At 58.6% G+C, this 13,322-nt stretch carries 14 protein-coding genes and 1 tRNA gene; 14 read left to right on the forward strand and 1 reads right to left on the reverse strand.

Going from position 1 to position 13,322, the window contains the following annotated elements; translation table 11 throughout:
- Nucleotide 1: 1 nt before the first annotated feature.
- The 10 genes from ABRP84_RS10825 (at nt 2) to ABRP84_RS10870 (ending at nt 8,592) form a co-directional block, all read left to right on the forward strand.
- Nucleotides 2-77 (forward strand) — tRNA-Gly (locus ABRP84_RS10825).
- Between the two features lie 223 nt (nt 78-300).
- Nucleotides 301-873 (forward strand): copper resistance CopC family protein, encoded by a 573-nt coding sequence (locus ABRP84_RS10830; protein ID WP_349853764.1) that lies wholly within the window; start codon nt 301-303, stop codon nt 871-873.
- Nucleotides 873-1,514, forward strand: a complete 642-nt coding sequence (locus tag ABRP84_RS10835; protein ID WP_349853766.1) for a copper chaperone PCu(A)C — start codon at nt 873-875, stop codon at nt 1,512-1,514. Before ABRP84_RS10830 ends, ABRP84_RS10835 begins: the two co-directional genes overlap by 1 nt.
- Nucleotides 1,515-1,516: 2 nt before the next feature.
- Nucleotides 1,517-2,743, forward strand: a complete 1,227-nt coding sequence (locus tag ABRP84_RS10840; protein WP_349853768.1) for a Dyp-type peroxidase — start codon at nt 1,517-1,519, stop codon at nt 2,741-2,743.
- A 77-nt stretch (nt 2,744-2,820) separates the two neighbouring features.
- A complete protein-coding gene (gene thrS / locus ABRP84_RS10845; RefSeq protein WP_349853770.1) occupies nt 2,821-4,884 on the forward strand; it encodes a threonine--tRNA ligase in 2,064 nt (687 codons plus the stop codon).
- Nucleotides 4,871-5,440 carry an HIT family protein gene (locus ABRP84_RS10850; protein WP_349853772.1) on the forward strand — a complete coding sequence of 190 codons (570 nt, stop codon included), beginning with the start codon at nt 4,871-4,873 and terminating at the stop codon, nt 5,438-5,440. Before thrS ends, ABRP84_RS10850 begins: the two co-directional genes overlap by 14 nt.
- Complete coding sequence (gene pgsA / locus ABRP84_RS10855; RefSeq protein WP_349853774.1) at nt 5,433-6,041, forward strand: phosphatidylinositol phosphate synthase; 609 nt, start codon at nt 5,433-5,435, stop codon at nt 6,039-6,041. The genes ABRP84_RS10850 and pgsA overlap by 8 nt, the downstream gene beginning before the upstream one ends.
- Before the next feature lie 84 nt (nt 6,042-6,125).
- Entirely contained in the window at nt 6,126-7,028 is a 903-nt protein-coding gene (locus ABRP84_RS10860) for a phosphatidylinositol mannoside acyltransferase (RefSeq protein ID WP_349853775.1), read from the forward strand.
- Nucleotides 7,028-8,131, forward strand: a complete 1,104-nt coding sequence (locus ABRP84_RS10865) for a glycosyltransferase family 4 protein (RefSeq protein WP_349853777.1) — start codon at nt 7,028-7,030, stop codon at nt 8,129-8,131. The genes ABRP84_RS10860 and ABRP84_RS10865 overlap by 1 nt, the downstream gene beginning before the upstream one ends.
- On the forward strand, nt 8,131-8,592 hold the full coding sequence (locus ABRP84_RS10870; RefSeq protein WP_349853797.1) for a hypothetical protein: 462 nt from the start codon (nt 8,131-8,133) through the stop codon (nt 8,590-8,592). The genes ABRP84_RS10865 and ABRP84_RS10870 overlap by 1 nt, the downstream gene beginning before the upstream one ends.
- 4 nt (nt 8,593-8,596) lie before the next feature.
- Here the strand turns inward: ABRP84_RS10870 and ABRP84_RS10875 are convergent, their stop codons facing one another.
- Nucleotides 8,597-9,991, reverse strand: a complete 1,395-nt coding sequence (locus ABRP84_RS10875) for a DUF2029 domain-containing protein (protein WP_349853778.1) — start codon at nt 9,989-9,991, stop codon at nt 8,597-8,599.
- Between the two features lie 143 nt (nt 9,992-10,134).
- Here ABRP84_RS10875 and ABRP84_RS10880 point away from each other — a divergent pair, with 143 nt between their 5' ends.
- From ABRP84_RS10880 to ruvA, 4 genes are all read left to right on the forward strand, one after another.
- Nucleotides 10,135-11,013 (forward strand): acyl-CoA thioesterase, encoded by an 879-nt coding sequence (locus ABRP84_RS10880; protein WP_349853779.1) that lies wholly within the window; start codon nt 10,135-10,137, stop codon nt 11,011-11,013.
- 92 nt (nt 11,014-11,105) lie between these two features.
- Nucleotides 11,106-11,861 (forward strand): YebC/PmpR family DNA-binding transcriptional regulator, encoded by a 756-nt coding sequence (locus ABRP84_RS10885; protein ID WP_023022595.1) that lies wholly within the window; start codon nt 11,106-11,108, stop codon nt 11,859-11,861.
- A 193-nt stretch (nt 11,862-12,054) separates the two neighbouring features.
- Complete coding sequence (gene ruvC / locus ABRP84_RS10890; RefSeq protein WP_349853780.1) at nt 12,055-12,627, forward strand: crossover junction endodeoxyribonuclease RuvC; 573 nt, start codon at nt 12,055-12,057, stop codon at nt 12,625-12,627.
- Nucleotides 12,628-12,705: 78 nt separating this feature from the next.
- Complete coding sequence (gene ruvA, locus ABRP84_RS10895) at nt 12,706-13,314, forward strand: Holliday junction branch migration protein RuvA (RefSeq protein WP_349853782.1); 609 nt, start codon at nt 12,706-12,708, stop codon at nt 13,312-13,314.
- Nucleotides 13,315-13,322: the final 8 nt, after the last annotated feature.

Below are 13,322 nucleotides of genomic sequence, written 5' to 3' on the forward strand. Positions count from 1 at the left end.
TGCGGATGTAGCGCAGTTGGTAGCGCATCACCTTGCCAAGGTGAGGGTCGCGAGTTCGAGTCTCGTCATCCGCTCCATCCAAGCCGCCTTGTCACCAAGGCGGCTTTTTTGTATCCGGCACACCCCACACTTCTGAAGTGATGGAGATCGCAGACTTTTTCGCTTCGGTGCGGAACTATGGAGATACGGTTACCGACTATTGAAGAGACGCACTGATGACCACGATTGTCACCAAGACATTCGTTGGGATTAGGATGTCTTTGCATGCACACGCAAAATTCAGAACTGAAGGAGCTGAAAATGAGCCATCGCGTACCTTGGTTGCGCCGCACGGCAGTGGCGGTGGGAGCTACCGCGCTTATCGTGGGCGGATCCGCACCTGTAGCACTGGCGCACGATTCCGTCGTGGGCGGAACCGTAAAGGAGGGCGACCAGCTCGAGGAGTTTCCTGCGGAAATCACCCTGGAGTTTTCCGGTATCCCAAAGGACCAGTTCAACACCTTTGCCGTGACCAATAAGGACACTGGCGAACAGATCTTTAACCAGGAGCCGGAGCTAGATGAACGCGATCTCACGATCACGACTCCAGATGATGTCGACCCCGGCCCAGGAAACTACCAGGTGGGATACAACATCACCTCCTCGGATGGCCACGCCACACGCGGTGGAGTCTCATTTACGGTGAAAGGCGAGGACAGCGATGGGGCTTCTTCCACCGACGCTGCAGATGCAGATGGAGCTGCAGATTCTTCGAGCGATATGCCCACCTCGGTGAAAATCATCCTGGGAGTGGGCGGTGTGCTGGCCATAGCGGCCGTGCTGGCTTTGTTGATTGCTAAAACCCGTCGAAACGACTCGAAAGGTCACAAATAATGACTAAGAAAATTTCCCGCTTGGTTGCTGGCGTATCCCTCAGCGCCCTAGTTCTCGCTGGTTGCTCCCCGGATAACGAAAACGATTCCAATAACTCAGAGTCGACTTCGGCTGCTTCTTCAACTGCAGAAACCAGCGAATCCACCGCGGCAGCGGATAAGGACCTGACTTTCGAGGATGCCGTCGTACGCGCGAACGAAGACAAGGATATGACCGCCATCTTCGGCACCTTGGTCAACCACTCGGATGAAGACATCGAGATCACTGGCTTCTCCACGAACCTGGACGCAGAGATGAACCAGATTCACGAGACCGTTGATGGACAGATGCGCGAAAAGCCCAGCCCCTTGGTCATCAAGGCCGGCGAGAGCCATGAACTTGCGCCAGGTGGCGACCACTTCATGCTGATGGGTATGAAGGAAGGCATCATGCCTGGCGATTCCCTCGAGCTCAAGGTGACCTTGTCTGGCGGCGACGAGATGGACTTAGGTCCCATCCAGTCCCGGACCATGGGCGCCGGCGACGAGGACTACGGCGACATGGAGGGCATGGACCACGATCACTCCGGCCACGACCACTCCGATCACGCAGGCCACGACCATTCCAGCAAGGACGACGAGAAAGAAAACCACACGCACTAATCATGACGGGATTCAGCAGAAGGGGATTTCTCACCGGCGCTGCAGTGTCTACCAGCGCCTTCGCGCTGGTGGGGTGCAACGCGGATAGAACAACACCAAACGCTGAAGCGGAGGAGCACACTCCGCTTGCCGATGCCACCGTGGCTTTCGACGGCCCACACCAGGCCGGCATTGACACCCCGGAGCAAGCGCACCTGAACTTGGTGGGCTTTGATCTCAAAGGGGACATCGGCAAGCAAGGCTTTGCCCGTCTGATGAAGCTGTGGACCGAGGATGCGCGTGCGCTGTGCACAGGCAAGCCTCCGTTGGGGACCTTGGAGCCGGAAATGGTGCGCCAGCCTGCCAATCTCACTATTACGTGTGGGCTGGGCGAGCGTATTTTCTCGCTGTTGGGCGTGGATAAGCCGAAGTGGCTTGGCGATGTCCGCGCCTATTCCCGCGACCAATTAGAGGACAAGTGGGGCCAGACCGACATCGTCCTGCAAATCTGCAGCGATGATCCGCTGATGAATACTTATGCGCTGCGGCACATGGTGCGCTCAGGCGAGCACTATGCCGAAGTTAGTTGGCTGCAGCAGGGCTTTATCAACGCCTACGGTAGCCACGAAAAGGGCGAGACCGCGCGCAATATGTTTGGTCAAAAGGATGGCACCGTCAACCCGCACGGCGATGAAGAATTCGCGGAGCAGGTCTGGATCGAGGACGGACCAGAGTGGCAGCGGGGTGGCGCGGCCATGGTGGTCCGCCGCATCCGCATGAACCTCGATTCCTGGGAAAAGCTGGACCGCTCTTCCCGCGAAAATGCGGTGGGCCGCAAGCTGGAGAACGGGGCACCTCTTTCGGGTGATAAGGAATTCGATGAAGCGGACTTTAAGGCCACGGATGAGTATGGCCTGCCCGTCATTGATAAGAACTCCCACATGGCGCGCGCCACTGCGCCAAAGGACCACCCGGAGCAAAAGATTTTGCGCCGCCCCTATAACTACGAGCTGCCGCCGGATGGCAAGGATGGCCAACTATCCAATATTGGCCAGGTCTTCATCTGTTACCAGCAGGATCCCACCAAGCAATTCGAGCCCATCCAGGCGCGCCTTGATGAAGCGGACCTGCTGAATGAGTGGCTGACCCACATTGGCTCGGCGATGTATTTCTGCCCGCCGGGTACCAAAGGCGGCGATGGTAAAGAAACGTGGTGGGCGGAATCGCTTTGCACGCATGCTGGCCTGTAGAATGACGATCCGTAAATTTAACTAGTGGATGCGGCCAGGTATGCCGTATCTGCGCGAGCGCAAAAAGGAGCGCGAATATGGCGGAACTTATTCCCGCAGCACCGGTAAATTACGAATCCTTCACCGTGCCGGCCGGGCAAGCGGTTGGCGCGGTTCTCCGCGAGCTGGACTTGCCCAATAAGGGCCCAGAGGCAGTCGTTGTAGTCCGCGGCCTGGACGGTACTCTTTTTGACCTCTCGCACACCCCGGATGAGGAATCGACATTTGTCCCGGTAGCCGCCTGTGAGGAAGCTGGCCGCGCCGTCATTCGCCACTCCTGCGCCCACGTCATGGCCCAGGCCGTGCAAGCTGAGTTCCCCGGCACCAAGCTGGGCATTGGCCCATCCATTGAAAACGGCTTCTATTTCGATTTCCAGACCGCTGAGCCCTTCACCCCGGAGGATCTCAAGGCCTTGGAAAAGCGCATGAAGAAGATCATCAAGGGCGGCCAGCGCTTTGAGCGCCACACCTATGCGTCCACGGCAGAGGCAGAGCAGGCCTTGCAGGATGAGCCCTTCAAGTTGGAGCTTATCCAGGACAAGGGCAATGTGGACCCAGACTCCGATGAAGCCGCTGAGGTGGGCGCCGGCGATCTGACGCACTATGACAACGTGAACCCGCGCACCAATGAGGTGGAATGGTTTGACCTGTGCCGCGGCCCGCACGTTCCCACCACGAAATATATCCCGGCCTTTGCCCTGACTCGTTCGTCTGCCGCCTACTGGCGCGGTGACCAGGCCAACGCTGGCCTGCAGCGCATCTACGGCACGGCCTTTGAGTCGAAGGATGCATTGGCCGCCTACCAGACCATGGTGGAAGAGGCAGAAAAGCGCGATCACCGCCGTTTGGGCCAGGAACTGGACCTGTTCTCCTTCCCGGACGAGATTGGTTCCGGTTTCCCCGTATTCCACCCCAATGGCGCGACCGTGCGCATGGAGATGGAAAACCACTCCCGCAACCGCCACGTGCAGGCGGGGTACTCCTTTGTCAATACCCCGCACATCACCAAGGGCGATCTATTCCGTAAGTCCGGCCACCTTGATTTCTACTCCGATGGCATGTTCCCGCCAATGCAGCTCGATGGCGAGTATGACGCCGAGGGAAATACGGTCAAGGAACCGCAGGATTACTACGCCAAGCCGATGAACTGCCCGATGCACAACCTGATCTTTGCATCCCGCGGCCGTTCCTACCGCGAGTTGCCGCTGCGCCTGTTCGAATTCGGTACGGTCTACCGCTACGAAAAGTCCGGCGTGGTGCATGGCCTGACGCGTGCGCGCGGTTTTACCCAGGACGATGCCCACATTTACTGCACCGAAGAGCAGCTGGAAGAGGAACTCACCCAGGTCCTAGACTTCATTATCTCGCTGCTTGAGGATTACGGTCTCTCCGATTTCTATTTGGAGCTTTCCACCAAGGACCCCAATAAGTTCGTCGGCTCCGATGAGATTTGGGAGCGCTCGACCGCCATCTTGCAGTCCGTGGCAGAAAAGTCCGGTCTTGAGCTCGTTCCAGATCCGGAAGGCGCCGCATTCTACGGGCCAAAGATTTCCGTCCAGGCCCGCGATGCCATCGGCCGTACCTGGCAAATGTCCACGGTGCAGCTGGACTTCAACCTGCCCGAGCGCTTCGAGCTGGAATACACCGCATCCGATGGCACCAAGAAGCGCCCGATCATGATCCACCGGGCCCTCTTCGGCTCCATCGAGCGCTTCTTCGGTGTGCTTCTTGAGCACTACGCGGGCGCCTTCCCCGCGTGGTTGGCACCGCACCAGGTCATGGGCATTCCCGTCGCGGATGACTTCGTCCCGCATCTGGAGGGCGTTGCCGCCAAGCTGCGCGCAAAGGGCATTCGTGCGGACGTGGATACCTCCGATGACCGCATGCAGAAGAAGATCCGCAACCACACGACGGGCAAGGTTCCTTTCATGCTGGTCGCAGGCGCCCGCGATGTGGAAGCCGGTGCGGTGTCCTTCCGATTCTTGGATGGCACGCAGGTCAACGGCGTGCCCGTCGATGAGGCCGTTGAGCTCATTACCACCTGGGTGGCAGAGCGCACCAACGAGCAGCCGACAGAAGAGCTCATTCGTGCCCGGCGCTAACCCACAGAAGGGACATAGCGAGGAGACATTCGTCGATTCCGGTGCCGGTGAGCCGGACCGGTTGGAGCGACTGTGGGCGCCGTACCGGATGGCCTATATTGCGCAGCGGTCCGAGGACCCCTTCGTGGAAGCCCCGAAGGGCAGCGATGAGGACGGGCTCATCATCGCGCGCGGTAAGACGGTATATGCGCTGCTCAACCTGTTTCCCTATAATGCCGGCCACCTCATGGTGGTGCCGTACCGCAAGGAATCCGAGCTGGAGAACCTCACCGAGGAGGAATCCCACGAGCTCATGGCCTTTGCCCAAAAGGCCGTGCGGGTGCTCAAGCGCGTGTCACAGCCAGAGGCCATTAACGTGGGCTTTAACCTGGGGCGCGCGTCCGGCGGCTCGGTGGGAGACCACCTGCATTTGCATGTGGTGCCAAGGTGGCCCGGGGATAGTAACTTTATGACTGTCCTCGATGGGACTAAGGTATTACCGCAACTACTGCAAGACACCCGCCGTGTCTTGGCAGAGGGGTGGCGTGACATGGAAGAGGAGGACTCGCGTGCTTAGCGTGCATGGGCGAAAGCCCGCCGCCGTGGTGGTGGAACCTATAGCCAAGACCTTTTTGAAGTTGGGTCTAACACCCAACGTGGTCACGGTTGTAGGCACTATTGTGACCATCGCTATTTCGGTGATCCTCATTCCTACCGGCCACCTGTTTATCGCTGCCGTACTATCCGGTCTCTTTGCCGCCTTTGACATGCTCGATGGCACGATGGCGCGGCTGACCGGTAAATCGAGCGCTTTCGGCGCCACGCTGGATGCAAGCTGTGACCGCATTACCGATGGCGCGTTATTCTGCGCCATCGCCTGGTGGCTGGTGTATACCGCAGACGCGTCCAAATGGACCGTGGCGGCCTGCCTCATAACCTTGGTATGCTCCCAGGTCATTTCCTATATCAAGGCTAGGGGAGAGGCCTCTGGTTTCACCATGGTGGGCGGACTGATTGAGCGCCCAGAACGCCTCATTCTCGCGTTGGGCGGCATCGGCCTTGAGGGCTTGGGCGTAGATTACGCCGCGGCGGTATCGCTGTGGATCTTGGCGGTCGGCTCAATCTTTACCGTGTATCAGCGCATTGCCATTGCAGCGCGCCAGGATACCGGGTTATAAAATTAGCGACCGTGGGCGCAGCGGGGGCTACCGTTCCGGCTAGTTCGTGGTTTGCGCACTGACTTTTCTGGAGGATCCGGCATCATGTGGGATAAACAAGATGTAGCAGCGGCTGGTTATCTGGCGGGCTGGAAGGTAGTTCGCCGGTTGCCCGAGCCGGTAGCGCGCACCATCTTCCGGTGGGTAGCGGATTTCGCGAGCGACCGCGGGCGCGGCATGGATGGCCTGCGAAGAAACCTCACCCGCGTGGTGGGGGCAGAAAACGTCACCCGTCAGCTGGTGCGCGATTCCATGCGCTCCTATATGCGCTATTGGATGGAGGCGTTTCGCCTTCCCGCGATTCATGCGGATCCCCAGCTGCACGAGCGCCTCATGAAGGGCTTGGAAGGGCTCGAGCACTTTGATGCCTCGGCGCAGTCTGGCCGCGGCGTCATCTTGGCGCTGCCGCACTCCGGCAACTGGGATATGGCTGGTGTCTTCTTGGTGGGACATTACGGGCAATTTACTACAGTGGCGGAGCGGTTAAAGCCGGAGGTGTTATTTGATGCCTTCGTGGATTACCGCGAGGAACTGGGGTTTGAGGTCCTGCCGCTTACCGGTGGGGCGGCCACGCCCTTTGCGCGCCTGAAGGAAGCCCTGCAGGAGGGCGGGGTGGTCTGCTTATTGGCAGAACGCGATATTACCCGCAGCGGTATCACGGTAGATTTCATGGGCGAGGAAGCCAATATGGCGGCAGGTCCCGCGCAGCTAGCCATTGAAACCGGCGCGGCACTCCACGTGGTGCACTCGTGGTTTGAAGGCGATGGCTGGGGGTTGTCGGTGTCCCCAGAAGTTCAGGTTACCGATATTCAGGAGACCACCCAGCGGATGGCGGATGGGTTTGCGGCTAATATCCAGCGCCACCCCGAAGACTGGCACATGCTGCAGCCGCAATGGAACGAGGACGTGGAGCGGCGCCGGCAAGCGCGAAAGGAACGTTCCAGTTAATGCGCATCGGTATTATTTGCCCGTATTCTTTTGATGAACCCGGTGGCGTGCAGGCCCACATCCTCGATCTCGCCACCGTTTTTATAGAACAAGGCCACTTTGTCCAGGTCCTTGGCCCTGCCGCGGAGACCACTCCGCTACCGGATTTCGTGGTCAAGGGCGGCCCAGCCTTCCCGATTGCGTATAACGGCTCCGTTGCGCGCTTGTCGGTGGGGCCAAAGGTAACCCGCAAGGTCAAGCGCTTCATTCAGGACGGTGATTTTGATGTCCTGCATATCCACGAGCCCAATTCCCCGAGTTTTTCCATGACTGCCTTGGCCGTGGCACACGGCCCTATGGTGGCGACGTACCACGCTTCGGCGGCCAACTCCCTCATCCTGACCCTAGCGAAGCCGCTCCTCGTGCCCTTTTTGGAAAAGATTCGCGGCGGCATCGCGGTATCGGATATGGCGCGGCGTTGGCAGGTGGAGCAATTGGGTGGCGACCCCGTCCTGATTCCCAACGGCGTCGATACCTCAGTCTACGCTTTAGCGCGCAAGAAAAGTCAGCCCGCGCTTGCCGATGCCCCACTCGAGGTCGTATTCCTAGGCCGCCTCGACGAGCCGCGGAAGGGCCTGGATATTCTGTTGGCCGCTGTGCGTCAGGTCAACACGAATATTCGCGTCACCATTATGGGTGGCGGCCGTGCCCGTGAGGTCGAGGGCGTGGATTTTGTAGGCCGCGTCAGCGACGCAGAGAAAGCACAGATCTTGGGCCGGGCCGATGTTTACGTGGCGCCCAATACGGGCGGGGAAAGCTTTGGCATCGTGCTGGTAGAGGCCATGGCCGCCGGTGCCGCCGTCGTGGCTTCGGATTTGGAGGCCTTTCGTGCGGTCTGCAACGCGGAATCGGAAGAGCCGGCGGGAGCGCTATTCCGCACTGGCGATGCCACCGATTTGGCTCGCGTGCTCAACCAAGTTTTGGACGATGGCGAGTACCGGCGGCGATTAGTGCGCAATGGCGTGCAGCGCGCCCAGATGTATGACTGGGACCATGTTGCAGCGGCGGTCATGCAGGTTTATGAAACGGTGCAAGATGGCATGAAGGTGAGGGTGAAGCGATGATGGCGATAGAAATAACCATTGCGCTGCTTATCCTCATTCTTGTGGGGTCATGGGCCATTTTCACGGCGCAGCGGCTGAATTTCTTGCATATCCGCACCGATGCCGCGCTGGCGCAGCTGCAGGCTGCGCTGGACCGGCGCGCGGCGGTAACGGCGGCGGTCTCCCCGGATCTTGCGGCGTTGGCGCAAAAGGCCGAATCCACGGAGCTTTCGCATGGGCATTTTCAAGCCCGCACCATGGTAGAACGCGAGCTTTCGGCGGCCATCGTGCGCGATTTTCCGGTAGGCCAGCGCCCGGCCGCCTTGGCGGATGCAGAAGGCCGCATCCAGTTGGCGCATCGCTTTTATAACGAGGCGGTCAGCGATACGCGCGCGCTGCGCCTGCGCCCAGCGGTGCGTTTTTTCCACCTCGGCGGAACCGCTAAATTGCCCGAGTACTTCGACTACATGCTGGCGGATTGAAAATTTAGCCGCGCGTTACCTCCCTAGTGTCATCGGTGCCCGCGTCAGGCTCGGCGGCGTCCGCGTCGGCGGTGTCGGAGCCCGGCACATTGATTCGCCCGGTATCTGGTGAGGGCGCGGCCTCTGCGGCGGCTTCTTGGGCTTGCTCCGGGTCGCTTGCTGCCACGATGGCCTTTTCTATGCGGCGCGACAGGCTTATCTCAAGGATGAACCAAATGAGCGCGATGAAGACCATGACGAGGATGAGCACGTTGCGGGCGACGAGCACGTAGACCGGAGTCAGGTTTTCGCCTACATACTTCCACACGTAGTCATAGTGGAAAGGGTAGATGTAGGTGCCGAGCGCGGCCGCTGCAACTGCGCATACAGCGAGGAAACCCTGACAGATTTTGATGGGCACAAACCCGGCGGGGAGCTGTTGGCGTACGACCACCGCGAATAGGGGTCCGAGCCAAATGATGTACTGGGGCGAAAATACTTTATTGGTGGCTATGAGTAGAAGCACCATGAGGGTGAAAAAGGCGACCGTCGTTCGCGAGGTCCAGCCTCCGGCGAAGAAGCGGTATAGCGCCCAGCTCAGGGCGAAGACCAGCATCCCGGCCGTCGCGATGGTGCTCCACATGATGGTGGCATCGACGCCCGGGCCAGAAATCTCGAAGCTCTTTGATGGAGCATAACCTAAACGCCATTTACCCGGTGTGAGGTGTGCCTGCAATAGCAAGTATGTCGCCGGAACGGATTCGAGTTGGAGCCCGCGCACCCCCTGATAATTCAGTGGGGAAAGAAGTCGGTCCATACCGGAGGTAAAAACTGTCAACGCTGAAAGAGCAGCAACGGAGCCGAAAAAGGACGCCAATCGCAGCCAGGAATTAGAACTATTAAAACGCCCTACCAGTCCAGCTGCGAGGACGCCTGGCCAGAGCTTCATGGTGGTAGCGAAGCCTAATAGGGCGGCGCCTGTCTTGGGATGAGAAATAAGCAGCGCTGCGGCACCTGCGACGGCGACGGCAGGAAAAATATCGAGGCGCCACACAAAGACGTGTCCTGCAGCCGTGCCAAAAAAGACCCAGAACCAGCCGGCGAGAAAAACGCGCTTATTGCGTTCGTGGTGACGAAGTAGGAGGGCGAGGAAGGCGGCATCGACAAGCAGCGTCAAGATGGTAAAGCCGATATAGAATACGCCGCGGTCTCCACCGGTGAACCAGCTTAAGATGATGGTGGGCCACGTGCCCGCGTGGGGATACTCGGTCATCTGCGTGGGATCGGTGCCAAAAAGGCCGGCGAAATAATAGGCAACATCGCCGCGTGCGCTGTGGTCGAGCTTCAAAAAATAGACCAATACCAAGCGGGCGAGAGCCCACCCCACCCATACCGCAGGAACTGTCGCGAATCTTTTCACCCAAAAGATTGTAGGGAATATTTTGGCCGTTGCGTAGTTCGAATCAGGTTCCTCGTCATCCGGGTTGGGTTGCCCCGAGGAGTAGGGTGGCAAGACAGACGAAGACTTACGTGATGTAGCGCATAGTAGGCGCACAAGAAAGGATGACTGTGGGCACCATTTCTGAGGTTTTGGCGTTAGAAAGCACCCAAGATGCGGATGTCTTTGCTGGCCCGGCGATTCCCTCGCAGATTGAACGCACCTTCGGTGGCCAAGTTGCAGCGCAGGCCCTTACCGCGGCGCAAAGGACGGTGGAGGATAAGCAGGTGCATTCCCTCCATGGCTATTTCGTTGGCCCAGGTGATACGAAAAACCCGCTGGAGTTGCAGGTAGAAAGGCTGCGTGATGGCCGTTCCTTTGCCAGCCGCGAGGTTCGGGTCGTCCAAGATGGCCGCCTCGTCTTTATTATGCTGGCTAGTTTCCACCGCGATGGTGATGCAGGTCCCGAACATCAGGATGTGGCACCGCAGGTATTAAGCCCCGATGAAGCCGCTCGCCGTGGCGGTGGGGCGCCGTATTCCACCCGGATTATTTTGAAGGAGTGGACCGATTGGGATATCCGTTTAGTGCCCGATGAGGGCCGCGATGATGCCGCCGCGGAGGTGACAGGTGCCGGATATCGCCATATTTGGTTCCGCAATACGGGCGAGCTTGGGAGTGACCCCGCTTTCCACCGCGCTGCCCTGACGTATATGTCTGATATGACCCTTATTCGGGCGGCGCTCATTCCGCACCAAGGGGATAAGGTGCAATTGGCAAGCCTTGACCATGCGGTGTGGTTTCTTCGCCCATTTCGCGTGGATGAGTGGTTGCTCTATGAGCAGGTATCGCCCACAGCGGCGCAAGGAACGGCCATCGCGCGCGGTAAATTATTCAATGAGCAGGGTGAACTCGTTGCATTGATCAATCAAGAAGGCTTGACTCGGTTCCTTGATGAAAACTTAGGTAGCGGTTCTGCGCACGGCAATTGGCATAACGTCTAGCGACGCGTCCGTATCATGGGGGCGCTTTTCCCAGTTCGTGCAGGGCACGTATAATTGTCAACAGATTTAGAACCCAATTAGAAAGGGACTTAATGTCAGGCCACTCAAAATGGGCAACTACCAAGCACAAGAAGGCTGCCAATGACGCTAAGCGCGGCAAGGAATTTGCCAAGCTCATTAAGAACATTGAAGTGGCGGCGCGAACCGGCGGTGGTGATCCTGCGGCCAACCCAACGCTCGATGACATGATTAAGAAGGCCAAAAAGGCCTCCGTCCCCAATGACAACATCGAACGCGCCCGCAAGCGCGGCTCTGGTGAAGAAGCCGGTGGTGCCGACTGGGAGACCATCATGTACGAGGGTTATGGCCCCAACGGTGTCGCAATGCTGATTGAATGCTTGACCGATAACCGCAACCGCGCGGCTACCGATGTCCGCACCGCGATGAGCAAGAATGGCGGTAACCTGGGCGAATCCGGCTCGGTTGCTTATATGTTCTCCCGCACCGGTTATGTCTTGGTGGAAAAGGGTGAGCTGAGTGAGGATGATGTCTTGATGGCAGTCCTCGATGCTGGCGCTGAAGAGGTTAAAGACCAGGGCGAGAAATTTGAGATCATCTGCGCCCCCACGGATGTGCAGGCCGTCAAGGAGGCCCTCAAGGAAGCAGACATCGAGGTTGATGACTCCGATAACGATTTCCGTGCCTCCGTCGAGGTTCCTCTCGAGGCCAATGACGCCAAGAAGATCTTCCGCCTCATCGATGTTTTGGAAGAATCCGACGACGTCCAGAACGTATATACCAATATGGACCTCTCCGATGAGGTGCTAGCAGAACTCAACGCAGAGTAAGAATACTGCACATATTGGAGGCACTAGCTCGGTGGCGGCTCTTCGCGCATGCGGAGATTCCGGTGCCGAGCTTTGTTGTGTTTTTATTGGGACAGCCTAAAAGTTGCGCCGTGTTGTAGAACATGTGTGTGTAAGACATAATGGGGAATTAAGACTAGGAACGACGAGGCCGCGGAACAGGGAGTGGGCGGGTGTGAATATCGAAGGCATGCGCGTGATGGGCATCGACCCTGGGCTAACTCGCTGTGGCCTGTCCGTAGTTCAAGCTGGCTGCGGGCGCGCAATTCTTCCTGTCTCCGTTGGCGTGGTGCGGACCCCGAGTGATAAAGATTTGACCGAGCGGCTCCTGCGGCTGTCCGTTGCGGCCAAGGAATGGATGGACGATTATTCGCCCGACGTGGTTGCTATAGAGCGCGTCTTCGAACGCGGCCAGGTCTCGACCGTCATGCAGACTGCGCACGTCGTAGGAGTCCTCGTGCTCGCGGCTGCCGAGCGGGATATTCCGGTGTATATGTATACACCGTCCGAAGTAAAAAAGGCCATTTCTGGCAATGGGCGCGCAGATAAGAAACAAATGACGACGATGATTACTCGTATCTTGGGGCTTACGGAGCCGCCCAAGCCGGCGGACGCAGCGGACGCATTGGCGCTGGCTGTCTGCCATTGCTGGCGGGCGCCAGCGATCGTCAGGATGGATAGTACTGGTTTAGGGCTTGGCGCAAAGACCAGTGGTGTCCGCGGGCGGGGAAAGAGCATCAAGCCCTAGTACACTGCTCACCCACTAAGTTTTATTAATTACAAGGATATGGCGAACGCGCACACAGGTAGGAAGGCACGGTAGAAAATGATTGCGGCATTGCGGGGAGAAGTACTCCACATTGGTTTAGACCACGGCGTTATTGAATGCGGCGGGGTAGGCTATAAGTTCTTGGCTACCGCAAAGACGTTGGGAACCCTGCGCCGCGGAGAAACCGCCTTTGTGCTTACTACCTTGGTGGTCAAGGAAGATGCGTTAACCCTATACGGCTTTACCAGCGATGACGACCGCGAGATGTTTCAGGTGCTGCAATCCGTGTCCGGCTTGGGGCCCAAACTCGCCCTAGCTGCGTTGTCCGTCATGGGCGCAGAAGAGCTTGCCGCAGCCATTGGCGGGGAGGATGTGAAGGCGCTGCAGTCTATTCCGGGCGTCGGCAAGCGGATGGCCCAACGCCTTACCCTGGAGCTAAAAGATAAGGTAAAGCGCTTTGCTGGAGCTCCAACGGCTGATGCGGCGCCGGCGGCAGCAAGCGGCGGTGGCCCAGTTGTCGATAGTGTCACCGAAGCCCTCCTGGGCCTAGGATTTACTGAGAAGGCGGCCCGCCCCGTGGTGGAGGCAGCATATGCCGAAGCCCCTGCGGCGGATACGTCAACCTTGCTGCGCGCGGCCCTAGCCCAGTTGGGTAAGCAGGGCTAAAAGAACAC

This window comes from Corynebacterium sp. KPL2861 (genome assembly GCF_040225475.1).
Classification (GTDB): Bacteria; Actinomycetota; Actinomycetes; order Mycobacteriales; family Mycobacteriaceae; genus Corynebacterium.